The organism is Rhodococcus sp. 11-3, from assembly GCF_023704055.1.
Classification (GTDB): domain Bacteria; phylum Actinomycetota; class Actinomycetes; order Mycobacteriales; family Mycobacteriaceae; genus Rhodococcus; species Rhodococcus aetherivorans.
Map to the genome: position 1 here is coordinate 415,612 of NZ_CP080406.1, position 18,670 is coordinate 434,281.

The 18,670-nt window shown below is 70.6% G+C and carries 14 protein-coding genes; 6 read left to right on the forward strand and 8 right to left on the reverse strand.

What is annotated here, in order from left to right; all coding sequences use genetic code 11:
* Positions 1-620: 620 nt before the first annotated feature.
* The 4 genes from KZJ41_RS01830 to KZJ41_RS01845 all read right to left on the reverse strand — a co-directional run bounded on the left by KZJ41_RS01830 (position 621) and on the right by KZJ41_RS01845 (position 6,846).
* Complete coding sequence (locus KZJ41_RS01830; protein WP_251550056.1) at positions 621-2,933, reverse strand: glycoside hydrolase family 3 C-terminal domain-containing protein; 2,313 nt, start codon at positions 2,931-2,933, stop codon at positions 621-623.
* Complete coding sequence (locus KZJ41_RS01835) at positions 2,930-4,162, reverse strand: MFS transporter (RefSeq protein ID WP_065923167.1); 1,233 nt, start codon at positions 4,160-4,162, stop codon at positions 2,930-2,932. The genes KZJ41_RS01830 and KZJ41_RS01835 overlap by 4 nt, the downstream gene beginning before the upstream one ends.
* A 232-nt stretch (positions 4,163-4,394) precedes the next feature.
* Positions 4,395-5,312: an alpha/beta hydrolase gene (locus KZJ41_RS01840; RefSeq protein WP_168578934.1), complete on the reverse strand. Its 918-nt coding sequence runs from the start codon at positions 5,310-5,312 to the stop codon at positions 4,395-4,397.
* A gap of 16 nt (positions 5,313-5,328) precedes the next feature.
* Positions 5,329-6,846 (reverse strand): NAD(P)/FAD-dependent oxidoreductase, encoded by a 1,518-nt coding sequence (locus KZJ41_RS01845; protein WP_251550058.1) that lies wholly within the window; start codon positions 6,844-6,846, stop codon positions 5,329-5,331.
* Between the two features lie 185 nt (positions 6,847-7,031).
* Here KZJ41_RS01845 and KZJ41_RS01850 point away from each other — a divergent pair, with 185 nt between their 5' ends.
* Complete coding sequence (locus tag KZJ41_RS01850; RefSeq protein WP_051359284.1) at positions 7,032-8,219, forward strand: CdaR family transcriptional regulator; 1,188 nt, start codon at positions 7,032-7,034, stop codon at positions 8,217-8,219.
* 163 nt (positions 8,220-8,382) lie between these two features.
* Here KZJ41_RS01850 and KZJ41_RS01855 read toward each other — a convergent pair whose 3' ends face one another.
* Positions 8,383-9,264: a LysR family transcriptional regulator ArgP gene (locus tag KZJ41_RS01855; protein WP_185713997.1), complete on the reverse strand. Its 882-nt coding sequence runs from the start codon at positions 9,262-9,264 to the stop codon at positions 8,383-8,385.
* 72 nt (positions 9,265-9,336) lie between these two features.
* Here KZJ41_RS01855 and KZJ41_RS01860 point away from each other — a divergent pair, with 72 nt between their 5' ends.
* The gene (locus KZJ41_RS01860) at positions 9,337-9,936 is read left to right on the forward strand and encodes a LysE/ArgO family amino acid transporter (protein ID WP_029547076.1); all 600 of its coding nucleotides are present in this window, start codon (positions 9,337-9,339) and stop codon (positions 9,934-9,936) included.
* Between the two features lie 13 nt (positions 9,937-9,949).
* On the opposite strand, the gene KZJ41_RS01865 is transcribed toward KZJ41_RS01860, so the two are convergent.
* Positions 9,950-10,366, reverse strand: a complete 417-nt coding sequence (locus KZJ41_RS01865) for a pyridoxamine 5'-phosphate oxidase family protein (protein ID WP_006946406.1) — start codon at positions 10,364-10,366, stop codon at positions 9,950-9,952.
* Positions 10,367-10,524: 158 nt separating this feature from the next.
* On the opposite strand from KZJ41_RS01865, the gene KZJ41_RS01870 reads away from it, so the two are divergent.
* A complete protein-coding gene (locus KZJ41_RS01870; RefSeq protein ID WP_185713996.1) occupies positions 10,525-13,248 on the forward strand; it encodes a cation-translocating P-type ATPase in 2,724 nt (907 codons plus the stop codon).
* A gap of 215 nt (positions 13,249-13,463) precedes the next feature.
* Here the strand turns inward: KZJ41_RS01870 and KZJ41_RS01875 are convergent, their stop codons facing one another.
* Positions 13,464-13,988 (reverse strand): DUF6448 family protein, encoded by a 525-nt coding sequence (locus KZJ41_RS01875; RefSeq protein ID WP_006946403.1) that lies wholly within the window; start codon positions 13,986-13,988, stop codon positions 13,464-13,466.
* Positions 13,989-14,148: 160 nt separating this feature from the next.
* Entirely contained in the window at positions 14,149-15,378 is a 1,230-nt protein-coding gene (locus KZJ41_RS01880) for a transposase family protein (protein WP_251549569.1), read from the reverse strand.
* 164 nt (positions 15,379-15,542) lie between these two features.
* Between KZJ41_RS01880 and KZJ41_RS01885 the strand changes: the two genes are divergently transcribed.
* The 3 genes from KZJ41_RS01885 (at position 15,543) to KZJ41_RS01895 (ending at position 18,650) form a co-directional block, all read left to right on the forward strand.
* Entirely contained in the window at positions 15,543-16,445 is a 903-nt protein-coding gene (locus KZJ41_RS01885; protein WP_251550060.1) for an amidohydrolase family protein, read from the forward strand.
* Between the two features lie 179 nt (positions 16,446-16,624).
* Positions 16,625-17,122, forward strand: coding sequence for a cysteine dioxygenase family protein (locus KZJ41_RS01890; protein ID WP_102799324.1), 498 nt, complete (start codon positions 16,625-16,627; stop codon positions 17,120-17,122).
* Between the two features lie 295 nt (positions 17,123-17,417).
* Positions 17,418-18,650 (forward strand): MFS transporter, encoded by a 1,233-nt coding sequence (locus KZJ41_RS01895; protein WP_044476513.1) that lies wholly within the window; start codon positions 17,418-17,420, stop codon positions 18,648-18,650.
* The last annotated feature ends 20 nt before the right edge of the window (positions 18,651-18,670 follow it).

The window sequence follows — 18,670 nt, forward strand, 5'->3', positions numbered from 1 at the left end:
GCAACCTTCTTTCCGCGTGCGCCCCGGTCCGGGCCGTCGCACCGGAAGCGGGGTGGCCCGCTCCCTGCGACGGCCGGGGTGATTCCCGCGGCTGTGTGAGCCGGCGTGCTTGCACAGCATAGGCTCCCGCCTGCTCGCGTCGCAATATTCGGGATTCCATATCGGCAAGGTGGGAAGAGTCCGGACCGTTCTGTCGTGATCGGTGCGCAGCCCGCCCTGCCTCTTTTGATACTCAGGGCACAACGTTGAGGAACGTATGGGAATTGTCGGACCCGGAGTGTGTGATTCCGGAAGTTACGCCAATTCGACTCCGTGATTCCGGGCGTACAACCGTCTTCCGGTCTGCTCTGCGTCGGTGCTCGGGTGCACGGGCGCGGAAAGGATTTTCGACCGAGTGGGGGCACGCGATTTCCTCACCGAATTCGATTCCGGAAGGTGAATGCAGAATTTCGCGAATCGGCGGAACAACTTCGATCGTCTCTTCGATTCGGGTCACACGGTTTCTCGCATTCGATTCCCCGGAAATCGGGGCCGTGAGAAATCGGCGATTCGAGGAATCGGCGCGCACCCCTCGGAATTCGGAGAAAAACGACGAACGACGATCGGCGGGCGGTGACGTCTCACGGTCCGCCCGGCTGCCCGGGCGGCGTCGGAGCCGGGTGGTCCCGGTTGCCCGCGGCCGCGTCGGTGGCCGAGTTCGCGACCGTGCCACCGAGCGCGAGGAGTTCGTCGAGTTTCTCCTGAGGGACCGGGATCGGCAGGAACGTCAGGAACTGGGCCATGCGCATCGATTCGACCATGCGCAGCAGCCCGGCGTGTTCCTGCGGATCCGGGGTGGGAGCGGAACCCGTCGCCCCGGCGAGGACCTCGAGGAACGCCGGTCCCACCGTCGGATGCGAGAACCATTCACCCACCGTCGATTCCATCGAGAGAGGGCGCGAGACCACATCGCCCGCGAGCGTGACGGTGCGCGCCTCGAGCACCGTGGCGGCGTCGGCGCACACCTGGATCGCGTATTCACCGGGCGCCACGACCCAGTCGTCGAGCTCGACGTCCCAGTACGCGAAAGCCCTTCGTTCCAAGGTCAACTCGACGTCGCGCGCCTCGCCGGGCGCCAGCTCGATCTTCTCGAACGCCCGCAGTTCGCGCACCGGGCGTCGCACCGGACCGGCGTCGGTGGCGACGTACATCTGCACCACGTGCTTGCCGGCACGGTCGCCGGCGTTGCGCACGCGCACGCGCACCGCGACGGTGCCGTCGCCCCCCAGCGCGACGTCGAGGGACTCGGTGACGAACGTCGTGTAGCTCAGGCCGTGTCCGAACGGGTAGCGGACGGCGCGGCGCAGGGTTTCGTAGCCGCGGTAGCCCACCATGACGCCCTCGCCGTAGCGGACGTGCCCCTGCTCGCCGGGGAAGTTGAGGTACGAGGGGGTGTCCTCGAGTCGCAGCGGGACGGTCTCGGCGAGGTGTCCGGACGGGGTGGCGACACCGAGCAGCAGATCCGCGATCGCCGACCCGCCGGCCTGCCCGAGCAGCCAGCCGTCGAGGATCGCATCGACCTCGTCGTGCCAGCCCTCGAGCGAGACCACGCCGCCGTGGGCGAGGACGACGACCGTGCGCGGTGCCGCCTGCGCGACGGCCCGCACGAGGGCGACCTGCACCGGCGGCAGGTCGAGCGTGTCGCGGTCGAAGCCCTCGGATTCCTCACGTTCGGTGAGGCCGGCGAACACGACGGCCACGTCGGCGGCGGCCGCCACGCGCACCGCCTCGTCGAGCAGGGCCCGGGCATCGCCGTCCGCTCCGAGCGGGAAGCCGTCGGCCGCGGACACCGTCAGGCCGTGGGCCGCGGCGAGCGCGCGGACGGCGTCGAGCGCCGGATCGACCCGGGTCGGCGCGATGTGCGAGCTTCCGCCGCCCTGGAATCGGGGGGTGGTGGCGAACGATCCCAGCACCGCGACGTGCTGCCCGCGGCGCAGCGGGAGGACGCCGTCGTCGTTCTTCAGCAACACCGCGCAGTCGGCGGCGAGCCGGCGCACAAGCGCGTGCTGGCCGTCGAGGTCGAGGTCGCCGGTGGCGGGCCGCACGAGGTCCGACAGGGCCAGGACCCGGTGGGCGCTCGCCTCGACGAGGCGCGGGTCGAGGCGGCCGTTGCGCACGGCGTCGACCACCTGCCGGTCGGTGCCGCCGCCGCTGCCCGGCATCTCGAGGTCGAGCCCGGCCGTGACCCCGGCTACCCGGTCGGCGACGGCGCCCCAGTCGGAGACGACGACCCCGGCGAATCCCCACTGCTCGCGGAGCACCTCGGTGAGCAGCCATCGGTTCTCGGCCGCAGATACGCCGTTGACCTTGTTGTAGGAGCACATGACCGCCGCGGGCCGGGCCTCGGCGACGACTCGTTCGAAGGCGGGCAGGTAGATCTCCCGCAGGGTCCGGTCGTCGACGTCCGCGCTGACCCGCATCCGGTCCGTTTCCTGGTTGTTGGCGGCGAAGTGCTTGACGCACGCCCCGACCCCCACGGACTGGAGACCCCGCACGTGCGCCGCACCGAGGACGCCGGAGAGCAGCGGGTCCTCCGAGTAGTACTCGAAGTTGCGTCCGCACAGCGGTGAGCGCTTGATGTTGACGCCCGGCCCGAGGACCACGTGCACGCCGAGGGCGCGCGCCTCCCGTCCCACGGCGCGGCCCACCTCCTCGGCGACGCTCCGGTCCCAGCTCGAGCCGACGGCGACGGCGAGCGGGAAGCACGTCGCGGGCAGGCTGGCGTGCAGGCCGAGGTGGTCGCTGTCGCCGGACTGATAGCGCACGCCGTGCGGGCCGTCGGTCAGGACGACACTCGGAATCCCGGCCTCCTCGATGGCCTCGGTGCTCCAGAAGTCGTGGCCGGACAGCAGGGCGGCCTGCTGTTCGAGGGTCAGGTCGGGGCGCGTGGTCATCGCCGGTGTCCTTCCGTCCGCGACGATTCGCCGGGGCTGCGCGGCGCGTCGACGGCGCGGGGGTGCTCGGCGACGGCCAGCCGGCGGGCCCGTACCAGCGCGACCGCGAACGCCGGGACGGCGAGCACGAACAGCGGCAGGCTCGCGCCGGTGGTGGGCTCGAACAGCACGAGCAGCAGCGGCAGCGCGAAGCCCAGGTAGGTGCCGACGTAGAAGACGCCGGTCAGCGTCCCGCGCGAGGTCTTCGGCGCGAGCGACTCCAGGTCGAGCAGGCCCTCGCGCAGGCACAGCCCGTAGGCCACCCCGAGCACGGGTGCCGCGACGGGCAGCAGCCACAGCGGCGGGTGCGCCCCGCCGGCGCCGACGAGGAGGAACCCGAGTCCGGCGAGGACGGCGCCGGCCGTCCCGGCCTGCGGGCCCCACTCCCGCCGACGGGCCACGGCCTGCACGACGATCCCGGAGCCCAGGGCGAGCAGCGCCGCGGCCCCGGTCAGCGCCGGTCCCGCGTACGCGCTCGCGACCCGGGCCGGAAACGTCACGAAAGCGACTGTGACGCAGGCGAACACCCAGGGTGCCAGCGGCAGCGACCAGGACAGCGCACCGGCCACCGACCGGCCGTGTCCCGGCACGACCGGCTGCAGGTCCGCCGCCGCGTAGTGGGCCGGCCGGCTCCACACCGTCGCGGCGGTGACGGCCGCGGCCGACAACGCGGCCGAGAGCACGAACGGCAGGGACAGCGGCCGGGGGCCGAACTCGGCGAGCAGACCGGACACGAAAGGCCCCAGGGCGAATCCGGAGCTGAGCGCGACGCCGGCGAGCACCGTGCCGACCTTCCCGCGCAGGTCGGTGGCCCAGGCCGTGCCCGCACCGATGGCCAGGCCCGCGCCGATGCCCACGACGAGGCGGCCCGCGACGAGTCCGGCGGCGTCGTGCCGGACGAGCAGCAGCACGGTGCCGACGAGGGCGATCGTCGCACCGGGGAGGACGACCGCCGCACGGCCGGTCCGGTCCGAGAGTGCGCCGCCGCCGACGAGACCGGGCAGCAGCCCGAGCGCATAGATGCCGAACACCCCGTCGAGCAGCGCGCGCGAGAGGCCTTCGTGCTCGCGCAGGACGGGGATCATCGCGGCGAAGTGGTTCGCCGCCCACCCGGTGGTGACGAGGACGGCCAGCACGCCGGCCAGGGCCCGGCTCAGCTGTCGTGCCGGTGCAGGTGCTGCTGTGGTCATCGTTCGTCCTCTCGCCGGGGCCGGACCCGTCACGCTAACCGACCGGCCGCTCGGGACGCACCGGCGGATGCTCCGAGGGATGTCGAGCGGCTGCGGTCGGGGCCCGATGCTCGAACGTGTGAACGTGTGCACTGCACAGGACGTGGTAGATCTCGACTCTCCGCCGAGCGAGTCGCGCACCATCGGAATGTCATGGGCGTCGAGCGCGAGCAGCTCGGGGGAACGGTGACGATCAGCAGGGCCGCGCCGGATCGAGGGCGCGGATCAGGAAGCTGAGCTGGTCACGCAGCATCCGTTGTTGCCAAGGACCGTCGTAGACGTCGAAGTGATCGACGGGGTACTCGCACAACAGTGCAGTGGCCCCTGCCCTCTTCGCGGTCCTGCGCGCGGCGACGGGCGGTGCGACACGGTCGTGTGTGCCCACCTGCACAAGGATTGGGCAGCCAAGGCGGCCGGCAGCGGTGATGGGCCGGTTCACGGCCACCTCCAGTGCTGTGCGCGCGCAGATTTCGTTGCGCCACGTCGGTCCGGCGATCGAGGTGTAGGCCTCCTCGGCGCCGGAGGCGCTGATGATCGCCACCTTTCCCGGCCGCGCCACCACCGGGATGTGGTGCGGCCGGCGTCCGGTAATCCGGCGAGCGAGGTCGCGCAACCCGTGGCCGGTGGTGCGCACCAGTTGACCGGCTCCGGCGTAGCGCGCGATCTGCATCGCGGCTGCCAGTCCGTCGGTCGCGGGGGTCATCGATACGATTGCCGCGACGCGCCTGTCCTGCGCGGCGACTGCGACGACATGACCACCGGAGTACGACGTTCCCCACAACGCGATTCGATCGGCGTCCACGCCGGGCAGGTGACGGGCGGCGGCGATCGCCGCGTGATAGTCCTGGCGCTGACGCCGGAAGGAAACATCCTGGCGCGGTGTTCCTTCCGAGTCGCCGAAGCCGCGGTAGTCGAAGACCAATACGTCGATGCCGTTGTCGGCGAACCCGTCGGCATAGCCGATCAGGCCGGTGTCTCGGGTGCCGCCGAAGCCGTGTGCCATCACCACACACGGCCGGCCGGCCGTGCCGGCCAGCACGTCGGAGGTAGCCGGAACATGCCAGGCGGCGCAGGCGACGCCGTGGCTGGGGAAGGTCAGGTCCTTCTTCATCTCGGTCGCTCCGTTCCTACGACGCGACGGCAGCCGTGCGGCTGGGCGCGAACTCGAGCGCCGGATCCTCGACCGGCCCGCGACGCAGCCGCTCGACGTCCTTCTCGTAGGCCATCTGTACCGTCCACGGGCCGCTGGTGCCGCCGCGCGGGAACTTCGCAACGGCCCGCTGGACATATCCCGAGCTCATCTCGACCACGGGGACACGGTCCATGTGCGGATCGTCGAGCACTGGTTCGACGGTGCCGTAGCCGTGGCTGTCCATGTAGTCGAGCAGTCGGCAGAAGTGCTCGCACACCAAGTCCACCTTGAGGGTCCAGGAGATGTTCGTGTAGCCCAGCGCGAACACGAGATTCGGCACACCGGACAACATCATCGCCTTGTAGACCGTGGTGTCGGGCAGGTTCACGCGCCGCCCGTCCACGCTCAGTGCGATCTTGCCGAACGGTGTCATGTTGAGTCCGGTCGCCGTGACGACGATGTCGGCGGCCAACTCCTGACCCGATTCCAGCAGAATCCCCTCCTCGGTGAACCGCTTGATCCGGTCGGTCACCACCGAGGCCTGCCCGGCGGATATCGCCTTGAACAGATCCCCGTCGGGGACCATGCACAGGCGCTGGTCCCATGGGTTGTAACGCGGGGTGAAGTGGGTGTCTACGTCGAAGCTCTTGGGCAGCTGCCGGCGCACATCGGCGACCAACAGCTTGCGCATGAGCTTGGGCGCGCGCTGGCAGGCCTTGTAGATCCCGCGGTTGAGCATGATGTTCTTGCGCCGGACGATCCGGTGCGCGCGTGTGGGACCGACCACCTTGTTCAGGGTGTTCGCGATCGCGTCCTCGGCCGGTATCGAGAACACGTAGCTCGGCGAGCGCTGCAGCATCGTGACATGACCGGCCTTGCCGGCCATCGACGGGATCAGCGTCACGGCGGTCGCGCCGGAGCCGATGACCACCACGCGCTTGCCGGCGTAGTCGAGGTCCTCGGGCCAGTGCTGCGGGTGGATCAGCCGGCCCGCGAACTCCTCCACACCCTCGATGTCGGGCGTGAAGCCTTCCTCGTAGTCGTAGTAGCCGGTGCCCAGGAACAGGAATCGCGCGGTGAAGTGCACGTGCTCGGCGCTGCCGGACGATTGCGCGGTGACGGTCCAGTATCCGTCCGCCGAGGAGAACTCTGCGCCGATAACCCGGTAGCCGAAACGAATGTGCTGGTCGAGACGGTTCTCGGTGACGGTCTGCCTCAGGTAATCCATGATGATGTGCCCGTCTGCGATCGACTTCCGATGCGTCCACGGCTTGAACCCGTAGCCGAAACTCGGCATGTCCGAGTCCGAGCGAATGCCCGGGTAGCGGAACAGGCTCCACGTGCCGCCGATCGAATCCCGGCCCTCTAGGACTGCGAACGTCGTACCGGGACGGCGTGTCTGGAGGTGATACGCCGCGCCGATGCCGGAAATGCCGGCGCCGACGATCAAGACGTCGAAATGCGTGCTTGCCGTATGGCGACCGGTCGGCTCGGTGGTCGTCGGGATGCTCATGGTCGGTCTCCTCGAGCGGTGCGCTGGGGCGTGACGGCGTTCACAGTAGGACCGCAACGGCACCCGTTGACATGTATGCCGGCACACCATTCACACCCATATGTGTGCTGTGGCACACTTGGTACGTGCTCCGTGAGCCAGTGGCGCCCGAAGTTGTTTCCCTCGTCGGTGACGTCGCCGAATTGATGCTGCGTGAACTCGATCAGCTCGTCGCCGAGATGGACGCCGCCGAGGTGGCGGTGGCCCCGATGCTGGGCGCAGACGCGGCGATCGTCGCGGAGATGTCGGCGAGCAACCGCGCCAATGCCGCGCGCCTGCTGACCACCCTCGCTCGGCGTGACGTCGGAGGCGCGCCGATCGACGTGCCGCCCGAAGCCCTCGACGTCGTCCGCACCGTCGTGCGCCGCGGCATCGACCTCGAGGTGATCTACCAGGCCTACCGCCGGGGCCAGAACGTCGCCTGGCAGCGGTTTCTGGCTCATGCCGGACGGATCGTCCCGCCGGGGCCACAGTTCGTGGAGTTGTTGGAGGTCACCTCGCAGCTGATGTTCGATTACGTCGACCATGTCGTGAGCCGTGTCATCGCCGACGCCCAGCGGGAACGCGAGGAGGTGCTCGGCGGCGCGCTGGCCCGCCGCGCCGAGACCGTGCACCTGATCCTCGACGGCGCCCCGATCGACCCCCGCCGAGCCGGCGAACGCCTCGGATACCAGCTCGCTCGCCGCCACACCGCACTCGTCCTGTGGGCCGAACCGGCGGGCGGGACGCAGGGGGCACTGGAGTCTGCCGCGACGCTGCTGGCCCAGGCCGCCGGCGCCCGCACACCCCTCACACTGCCCGCGGGCACCTCGACGCTGTGGGCGTGGTTGGGCACCGAATCCGAACCCGCGCTCGGCACACTGCGCGGAGAAATCACCAAGGCGCAGTCGAACATTCGGGTCGCCGTCGGCCCCACCCGAGCGGGCATCACCGGCTTCCGCCGATCACACGACGCCGCGCTGGCCATTCAGCGCCTGGTCAGCGGGCAACGCGACGGCGACCGCGTCGCGCTCTACCGCGAGCTCGAGGTCGCCACGTTGGCCGCTCGCGACCTGGACCGGGCGGCCGAATTCGTCGCCACAACACTGGGCCCGCTCGCTGCGGACACACCCAGCGCGGCTCGTCTCCGCCAGACATTGCGGGTGTTCCTCGAGGAAGCCGAGAACGCCCCTCGCGCCGCCGCACGCCTGCACACCCACCGCAACACCATCCTGCAGCGTGTCGGCCGCGCAACCGAACTGCTCGGCCACCGCCCCGGCGAGCGCAGGCTTCCCGTCGAGCTCGCGCTGGAGTTGGCTCACCACATCGGGCCGCGAGTCCTGGCCCGTGACTGAGGGACAACGCCCGCGGTCGGTGGGCAGGGACCGGTCTTGACGCCCGGCGGGTTCCCGCCTCCGTCCGCAGTGCTCGCGTCGGGCCGGTAGGGGCGCAGCGTCACGTCGCACTCGCCCGTATCGGGTGCTGGCAGCCAGTTGGATCACTCGCCCATCCTCACTGTCAGCGCAGCACCTCCCGGGCGGTCCGCCGGACGGCGTCGGTGAGCGCGTCGAGCACCGGCGACTCGAGCCGCCACCGCTGCCAGTACAGCGGTACGTCGAGCGGATCGTCCGAGTCGAGGAAGACGAGTCCTTCGGTGTCGGTGAGCATCGGTTCCGGCAGCATGCCCCAGCCGAGGCCGAGCCGTGCGGCCTCGACGAACTCGGCGGCGCCGGGCACGTAGTGCCGGGGCGGGTCGAGCCGGCGTCGGGTGCGGCGCCGCAGGAACCGGTCCTGCAGGTCGTCCTTGCGGTCGAAGCTCAGCATCGGGGCCTGCCGCAGCGACTCGGCGCCCGCGCCGCCGGGAAACCAGCGGTCCGCGAAGTCGACGCTCGCCATCGCGTGATACCGCATGGCGCCGAGCTTTTCGGAGACGCACCCCTGCACCGGCTCGGGCACCGACGTCACGGCGGCCATCGCGGTGCCGTCCCGCAGGCGCGCGGGGGCGTGGTACTCGTCCTCGCGGTGCAGTTCGAACAGCGCGCGATGACGCTCGGGCATGCGGGCCAGGGCGCGCAGCATCCACGTCGACATCGAGTCGGCGTTGACGACGAGGGGAACCGACACGTACTCGTCCCGGCCGGCGGTCAGCCCGAGCGCCTCGGCGGTGTCCTGCTCGAGCCGCGCCACCTGCCGTGCCAGCCGCATCACCGCCTCGCCCGCGGCGGTCGCGGACACCGGACGGGTGCGCCGCACCAGGACCCGGCCGGCCTGCTGCTCGAGGGCCTTGATCCGCTGGCTCACCGCGGAGGGGGTGACGCGCAGGACGGCGGCCGCGCCGTCGAAGGTGCCCTCGTCCAGCACCGCGGCGAAGGTCCGCAGCTGCGCGAAGTCCAGATTCATATGAAGCAACTCTAACGGTACTGAAGAAAAATCAACTGTTCTTCATCGAGGGCGGTTCCTAGCGTGGGTGGCATGCACCTCGTCGCCGTCGGATTCCTCACCGGACTGTCGCTCATCGTCGCGATCGGCGCGCAGAACGCCTTCGTGCTGCGCCTGGCGATCGCGCGACGCCACGTGCTGCCGGTGATCGCGGTGTGCGCGCTCTCCGACGCGGTTCTCATCGCCGCCGGCATCGCCGGCATCGCCACCGTGCTCGACCGGGTGCCCGGCGCGCTCGGGGTGATCCGCTGGGCGGGGGCGGCGTTCCTCGTGGGCTACGGCGTGCTCGCGGCGAGGCGGGCGCTGCGCCCGTCGGCCCTGACCGCCGCGGCGGGCGGCTCCCTCACCGTCGGCGCAGCCCTGGCCACCTGCCTGGCGTTGACCTGGCTCAACCCGCACGTCTACCTCGACACCGTGCTCATGCTCGGCTCCGTCGCCAACCACCACGGTGACCCGGGGCGCTGGTGGTTCGGCGCCGGCGCGGTCCTGGCCAGCGTCGTGTGGTTCCTCGGGCTCGGCTACGGGGCCCGCCTGCTGCGCGGAGTATTCGCGAAACCCGCGTCGTGGCGCGTGCTCGACGGCGGCATCGCCGTGCTCATGGTCGGGCTCGGCGTCGGCATGGTGGCGGGCTGACGCCGAGCCCGCGTCAGCCCTTGACCAGGGCGAACCGGCGGCCGCTGATCTCGCTCGCGGTGACCTCGACGAAGTTGTACTTCGGGGTGGGCACCCAGGCCTGCAGCCCCAGCTCCTCGGCCTCCTGGATCTCGTTGTAGTGCACGAGATTCCGGGCCCGTCCGTGCAGCACCACGCTCCAGGCCCGGTCCTGCTCCACGTGGTCGGCCTCGAAGGCGACCTCCGCGTGCACCGTCAGCTCGACCAGCTTGCTGCCCTCGGCGGTACGGAAGTACAGCTTCCTGTCCCGCACGGCGTAGTTGATCGGGAAGACGTCCGGCCGCCCGCCCGAGACCACCACGAGCCGGCCGATCCGCTCGGTGCCGAGCAGCTCCCAGCTCTCGTCGTCGTTCAGGACGACGACGGGGTTGTCGACGTTCGGCTCACTCATGGTTCCTCCGATCCGGCGGCGTCCGCCTCGATATCACCGCCTCCAGCACATCACGAATCCGCGCCCGGCACAGGCGGATCGTCCATCGAATCGCGCGGTGTCCGTCACATCGATAGCGTGGGAGCCGCCCGACCTCACCCCACCGAGGAGCGTGCGAGATGACGCTGGCCACCACGTGGCACACCCGCGACGCCGACGACGTCGCGGCGGCACTCGACGTCGACCCCGCGGCCGGGCTGCCCTCCGACGTCGTCGAGGAGCGCCGGCGTGAGCACGGGCCCAACGCCCTCGCCGAAACGGCAGCCGTCCCCGGCTGGCGCAAGGTGCTCGCCCTGCTCGCCGACCGGATGACCCTCGTCCTCGTCGTCGCCGCCGTGGTCAGCGCCGTGGTCTCGCGCGAATGGGAGACCCCCGTCGTCATCCTCGCCGTCATCACCCTCAACACCGTCCTGAACTACGTGCAGGAGCGCCGGGCCGAGAACAGCCTGCAGGCGCTGCGACAGATGGCGGTCGACACCGCCCGCGTCCGCCGCGACGGCCGTGAACAGCACCTGCCGCGCACCGAACTCGTGCCCGGCGATGTCGTGCTGCTCGAGGCCGGCGACTCCGTGCCCGCCGACGGCCGGGTCGTCGGGGCGGCGCGGCTGCAGGTCGCCGAGTCCGCGCTCACCGGCGAGTCCCAGCCCGTCGACAAGACCGTCGAACCCGTCGTCGACGAGCAGGCCCCGCTGGGCGACCGTGCCGACATGCTGTTCATGAACACCGACGTCACCCGCGGGCGGGGCACGATGGTGGTCACGGCCACCGGGATGCAGACCGAGATCGGCGCGATCGCCACCCTGCTCGGTGCCGCCGGGGTGGAGAAGACCCCGCTGCAGCGCCGCATCGACCAGCTCGCCAAGACCCTCACCATCGTTGCGCTCACCGTCGTCGCCGTCGTGTTCGTCCTGGGTCTGCTGCGCGGGCAGTCGTGGTCCGACCTGCTGATCACCGCCGTCTCGCTCGCCGTCGCCACCATTCCCGAGGGGCTGACCGCGGTCGTCGCCTTCACCCTCGCGATGGGCGCGTCGCGGCTCGCCGCGCGCGGCGCCATCGTCAAACGGCTCGCCGCCGTCGAGACCCTCGGCAGCACCACCCACATCGCCACCGACAAGACCGGCACCCTCACCCTCAACCAGATGACGGTGCAGCGGCTGCTGGCCCGTGGCCGCAGCTTCCGCGTCACCGGCACCGGATACGAAACGACCGGCAAGATCCTCGTCGGCGACGGGCTGCCGGCCCCGGACCTGACCGTGCCGCTGCTCGGGATGGCCCTGTGCAACGATGCCGTCGTCCGCGACGGGGTGCTCGTCGGCGATCCCACCGAGGGCGCGCTGGTGGTGCTCGCCGAGAAGGGCGGCATCGACGTCGAGGGGGCGCGTCTCGCGGTGCCGCGGCTGGCGGAGGTGCCGTTCGACTCCGCCTACAAGTACATGGCGACCTTCCACGCCCTGCCCGACGGCGGCTACCGGTGCTTCGCCAAGGGCGCGCCCGGTGCGCTGCTCGACCGCGCCACGGCGATGCTCGACGGGGACGGCCCCGTCCCGCTCGACGACCGCCGCCGCGAGCGCCTCCGCTCGGCGGTGCAGTCGCTCGCCGCCGAGGGGCTGCGCACCCTGATGATCGCCGGCCGGGACCTGCACGCGGTGCCGCGGGGCGACGGGGAGGCGCTGCAGCGCGTGGTGTCCGACCTGACCCTCTACGCCGTGGTCGGCATCGTCGATCCGCCGCGGACGGAGGCCAAGCGGGCCATCGAGGTGGCCCACGCCGCCGGCATCGAGGTGCACATGATCACCGGCGACCACCTCGTGACCGCGTCGGCGATCGCCGCGGAACTGGGCATCGGCGGCGCCGCGGCCACCGGCGCCGACCTGGACGCCCTGGACGACGACGAGCTACGTTCCCGGGCGGCAGGTTTCGGTGTGCTGGCCCGCGTCGCGCCGGAGCACAAGATCCGGGTCGTCAAGGCGCTGCAGGCGAACGGCGAGGTGGTCGCCATGACCGGCGACGGCGTCAACGACGCGCCCGCCCTCGAACAGGCCGACATCGGTGTCGCCATGGGCATCACCGGCACCGACGTGTCCAAGAGCGCGGCCGAAATGATCCTCACCGACGATAACTTCGCGACCATCGTCGCCGCGGTCGAGGAAGGCCGCGGCATCTACGCCAACATCGTCAAGTTCGTGAAGTTCCAGCTGACCACGGCGTGGGGGTTTGTGCTGATCTTCCTCGTCGCCGGGGCCCTCGGGCTCGCCGGCGGTGCGCCGTTCACGGCGCTGCAGATCCTGTGGGTCAACATCATCATGGACGGCCCGCCGGCCCTCGCCCTCGGCGTCGACCCCACCGAGCCGGGCACCATGTCCCGGCCGCCGCGGCCGGCCCACGAGCGCCTGCTCAGCCGCGATCGGCTCCGCCGCATCCTCGGCCTGGGCATCGTCATGACCGCCGGAACCGTCGCAGTGCTGCACTACGCGCCGCAGTGGTTCCCCGAGAGCGCCGGCGACCCGCTGTTCGCCACCACCCTCGCGTTCACCACGTTCGTCTTCTTCCAGGTGTTCAATCTGCTCAACGTCCGCTCCGAACTCGGCTCGGTGTTCTCGTTGCAGACCCTCACCAACCACAGCATCTGGATCGCGCTCGTCGTGGTGGTCGTCCTGCAGGTGTGCGTGGTGCAGACGACTTTCCTGCAGGGCTTCTTCGACACCACCGCGCTCACCTCGCAGCAGTGGGCGCTCGCCGTCGGCGTCGGATCCTCGGTGCTGTGGGTGGACGAACTCGTCAAGGCCACCGGACGGAGCGTGCGGCGTCGGCGTGGTGACACGCCTGCTCGGGCGGGCGCATAGTGGAGGTGGTGTCGCCCTCCGACGAACACCGCAGGACGCGGAGGTGGGAACGATGGACATGGGCTTGATGCACATGCTGCACATGTTGATGATGCAGATGCACCACATGCTGATGCCGGGTATGCCGATGCATCACATGATGCCGATGTGACTGCATCACATGATGCCGATGTGACTGCATCACATGATGCCGATGTGACCGTCGGTGCCCCGGATCAGCCGTGCGAGTGCCCGCCCTCGTGCGGGTCCCTGTGCATGCTCTTGTAGAGGTGATGGCTGTACACCTGCAGGCCGAGCATCGCCTCGGTGTACTCCCGCCGTTCGGCGGTCGTCACGGCGTCGGTCAGAGCGACGATCCGATCCAGCCGGGACTGCAGCTGCCGGTGCAGCTCGGCGGACAGGAACGCGTGGAGCTTCTCGACCGAGCCCGTTTCGATCGCGTCCTCGGCGAGCGGGATCACGGGCCCGACGTCGCCGCCGGCCGGCTTCACACCGGTGAACGGGGCGCCCTCGCCCGCGCGGTGCAGCCGGACCACCGTGTCGAAGAAGTAGAGATCGGCCACCTCGTGGGCGATCGGGCCCTCCGCCCGCGCCGCCGTCGCCCGCTCGAACGCCGTGCGCACCTCGTCCTCGGCGTCGGCGGGCACGAACGGCAGGATCAGCTCGACGTTGTCGTCGCCCAGCGCCGCCTCGGCGGCCTTGACGACGGGACCGTCCATGGAATCGCAGTGGGGAGGCACGGGGTGCTCCTTCCGGCGGTCGGCGGACACGCTCGGTCCCAGGCTAGTGCCGGGGTGCGTCCGGCGTCGAGCGAGCGCAGGGCGGATCGGTCGCGCCGGGGCCGCGTCGCTCGACGGCCCGGTTCGTCGCCTGGATGCGAGGACGGCCTATTGCCTCATGTCAAGATGCGCGCGAGGTGCGCTTCGTTGACTCATTCAAGGATGCGCGCGTGGAGGAGGGCTCGACGATGGGGCTACGCCCCGGGCCGGCCTTGGCGGTGGTGAGCGTGAGCAGCTCGGCGGTCAGGGCCTGAATCTGCCGCTGGATCGCTGCCGGGTTGAGCGTGACGTAGGTGCCGGCGAGGATCGCCTTGTCCTCGGCCGCGACGGCATCGTGCCGCTCGACGCGACGATGCGGAGTGGTCGCGGTGTCGTACTTCTTGGTCACCTTCGCCCCGTCACGGACCTTCGAGATCAGCTTCTGCTGCGGGCAGAAGAAGTTCGACAGACTCGACTGCAGAACCCAAATACTGTTGAGCAACAACAACTCTGCCGATGTGTCGTAGCGGTGGTAGCCGACCACGGTCCGTACGATCGCCCAGTTCTTCTGCTCGACGTGCGCGCCGTCGTTGGAGTTGCCGGGCCGGGACCGTGTGAAGGTGATCTGCCGCTGCGCGCACCAGGCGAGCAGGTGATGGTTGATGAACTCACTGCCGTTGTCGGAGTCGACCCCGCGGATCGGGAACGGCAGGATGCCGGCGATCTCCTCGAGGGCGGCGAGCACCCACTTGCGCGCCTTGTTCGGCACGCTCCGGTTCTCCGTCCACCCGGTGGCGATGTCGGTGACCGTCAACGTGTAGGCATGGTCGCCGACCGCGTTGCCGCCCTCGTGCCCGACCAGGTCGATCTCCACGAACCCGGGCACCGCGTCGTCCCACTGCGCCCACGTGCGGATCGGGATCTGCGACTTGAGCAGCGACCCCGGCTTGGTGTGCGCTCTGCCCTTCGGATCGAGCCTGCGCCGGTCCTCGGCCAGCCGACGGTCGATGGTCGCCGCCGACATCGACACCAACAACGCTGCGGTGGCGTCGTCGATGCTCAACTCGCCGAACCGACGCAGGATCGGCACCAGGTCCGGCAGCACCGCCGCGAGGCGTTTACCCGCCGGCGCACCGAGCACCGCCCAGCAGAACCGCAGCGCCGCAACCACCTCCGAGCCGTACTTCGGCGATCTCGGGGTGCGTCCCCTGACCGTCGTGGGGTGCAACGCCTGCGTCAACGCCTTGCGGGCGTGGTTGCGGTGCCAGCCGGTCGTCGCACACAACTCGTCGAGGATCACACCCTTGGTGGCCTTGTCGGCCCGGGCGTACCGCGTCGCAATCGTCTTGGTCACGGCCTTGCGTTGACTCATCGACAGCCCCATCGTCCGGGCCTACAGCCCGGCCCAGGCCGGACACGGCAGGCGCTCCGTACGCGCGCATTCTCATTTGAGGCAACGACTACCTCTACGCGCGCATTTTGGATGAGTCAACGCGGACGGTTGACACGGCGGGCCGCGGCGGCGAACGTGGACGCATGAGGCGACGTCCCCGCGTCGACGTGCATCAACATGTGTGGCCGGCGTCCTTCGTCGACGCCCTCCGGGCGCGCAGCGCCGCGCCCCGGCTCGACGGCTGGACGCTGCACCTGCCCGGGGAACCGCCGTACCGGGTGGACCCCGCCGACCATTCGATCCCCGCGCGGACGGCCCTGGCGGTCCGGGACGGAATCGATCTGGCGCTGGTGTCGCTGTCGAGCCCCCTCGGGATCGAGGAACTGCCCGCCGAGGAGGCCCGGCCGCTGCTCGACGCCTATCACGAGGGGGCGCTGGGCCTGCCCGACCGGTTCGGCGTGTGGGCCGCCGCCGGCGTCACCGAGCCCGATCCGGAGACGCTGCGCGACGTCCTCGCGGCCGGGTGCGTGGGCCTGCAATTGCCGGCGACCGCCCTGGCCGACCCGGCGGGCTTCGACCGGTGTGCGCCGCTGCTGTCGGAACTCAAGCGGGCGCGCAAGCCGCTGTTCGTGCATCCCGGCCCGGCGTCGGCGCCCGGCGCTCCGGCATGGTGGCCGGCGATGGTGTCGTACGTGACCCAGATGCACACCGCCTGGTTCGCCTGGCACGAGTTCGGGGCGCGTCGGTTCCCGGCGTTGCGGGTGTTGTTCGCGATGCTCGCCGGCCTGGCTCCGCTGCACGCCGATCGGATGGCGGTGCGCGGCGGGCCCGGCGATGTTCCCGGGCCGGGGGTCTACGTGGAGACGTCGTCGTACGGGCGGGAGGTCGTCGCGGCGGTGACCGCATGCCTGGGCGAGGACCGGGTGCTGCTCGGCTCCGATCGTCCCTACGCGCGGCCGCTGGTGCTCGGCGGTTCCGCCGGCATGCGCCTGCGGACGGACAATCCGGCCCGCTTCTTCGCGAAAGTGCCTGCGCAGAACCCTTGACACGCGGACCCGGCCGGGGTGGCATGGTCGTCGTGACATTCTCGGTGAGCGCGCGGCAGCGCGGACTGTGCACGGCGTCGGTCCGTGCCGCCGAGTCGTGTCCCGGCTGTCGTCGCTGAATCCGTCTCCGCCCAGCCCGGCCCGGGCACGCCCGTGCCTCCTCATTCCAGGACTCTTCGATGCTCTCCACGTATGCCCTGCCGACGCGCGCCGACCTCACCTCCCTCGCCCTGCGGATCGCGAACGATCCCGGCCGCTGGATGCCGATCGTTCGATTCGACGAGCAGCAGCGCTGGTACACGCGACTGGCCGTTGCCGACAACCACGAAGTGTGGCTACTTTCGTGGCTGCCCGGGCAGCGAACCGAAATCCACGATCACGGCGACAGCGCGGGCGCCTTCGCGGTGGCGCAGGGTGTGCTGACGGAGACCACCGTCTGCACCCCGGCGGTCGGGGGTCTCGATGGAGTCGAAGTAGCGTTGTCACGCAAGAGGATTCGTGCGGGTATGGCCCGCGGCTTCGACGCCGACCACGTCCACGAGGTGACGAACGACACGAATTCTCCGGCCGTCAGCATCCACGTGTACGCACCCGCCCTGACGACGATGAATCGGTACCGGATCGACGACGGGGTGCTCCGGCTGCGCGCATCCGAACGGGCCGGCGCGGACTGGTGAACTCCGCCGCGGCTGCGCCGGTCGTAGCGGTATCCGAAACCTTTGTCGCAGAACGATATTGGATAACGTCGCTGCAGGTGCGGTAGCCGGCCCGCGGCGCGCGATCTGCTCACGCCGTCTCGGGCGCGGCGGGTCGTGGACCGATCCTTCGCAAGGCGCGACTCGTGCCGGGGGTGGCCGAACTCACGTCCGCTCGATTCGAGGTCGGGTCGGCGTGTGCAAGACAATGGAGACTCGGCTGGTTCGCACGCCGACAAGATCCAGCGCATCCCGCACTATTCGAAGGTTCCCGCTCATGACGACGACGGCATCCGCATGCCCACCCGACTCCGCAGTACCGGCGGACGCCCCCGCGGCCGCGCCGGCAGCAGACGCCCGGCCGGGGCGCGCCCGGGCGATGTGGGCGCTCGCCCTCGGCGGGTTCGGCATCGGCACCACCGAGTTCGTGGCGATGGGCCTGCTGCCCGACATCGCGACCGGTCTCGGAGTCTCCGAGCCCACCGCCGGGCACGTGGTGTCGGCGTACGCCGCCGGGGTCGTGGTCGGTGCGCCGCTGATCGCGGCGCTGACGGCCCGGCTCCCGCGCAAGACGTTGCTGATCGCCCTGATGATCGCGTTCACCGTCGGCAACGCGGCGACGGTGCTCGCGCCGAACTACGGACTGCTCGTCGCGTCCCGGTTCGTCGCCGGTCTGCCGCACGGCGCCTACTTCGGGGTCGCCGCGCTGGTGGCCGCGCATCTGGCCGGTCGCGGGCAGCGCGCCCGGGCGGTGGCGCTGGTGATGATGGGCCTGTCCGTCGCGAACGTGGTGGGGGTGCCCGTCGCGTCGTGGCTCGGCATGGCGCTGGGCTGGCGCTCCGCGTTCGCGCTGGTGGCGGTGATCGGCACGGTCACCGTCGCCGCGATCGCCGCCTGGGTGCCCGCCCTGGCGATCCGCACCACCAGCGTGAGCACCGAACTCGGTGCCCTGCGGCGCAAGCAGGTGTGGATGACGCTCGCGGTCGCGATGATCGGCTTCGGCGGCGTGTTCGCCGTGTACACCTACATCAGCACCACCCTGACCGACGTCGCCGGCGTCTCGAAGGGGCTGGTTCCGGTCGCCCTGATGCTCTTCGGCATCGGCATGGTCGTCGGCAACGTGGTCGGCGGCCGCGTCGCCGACCGGGCCCTGGTACCGGGCATCTTCACGACCATGACGACGCTGGCGGTGCTGCTGGCCGTGTTCGTCGCGGCGGCGCACAACCCGTACACGGCCCTGGCGATGGTGTTCCTGCTGGGAGCCGGGTGCGCCGCGGTCGGCCCGGGACTGCAGATCCGGCTCATGGACGTCGCCGAGGACGCACAGACCCTGGCCGCGTCCCTCAACCACGCGGCGTTCAACCTCGCCAACGCGTTCGGCGCCTGGATCGGGGGCGCGGTGATCGCCGCCGGCTTCGGCTACACCGCGCCGGCCGCCGTCGGCACGGTGCTCGCGCTGGCAGGTGTCGCCGTCTTCGCGCTCGCCGTGCGGCTGCCGTCGGCGCCCTGATCGGACATCGTGATTGGATA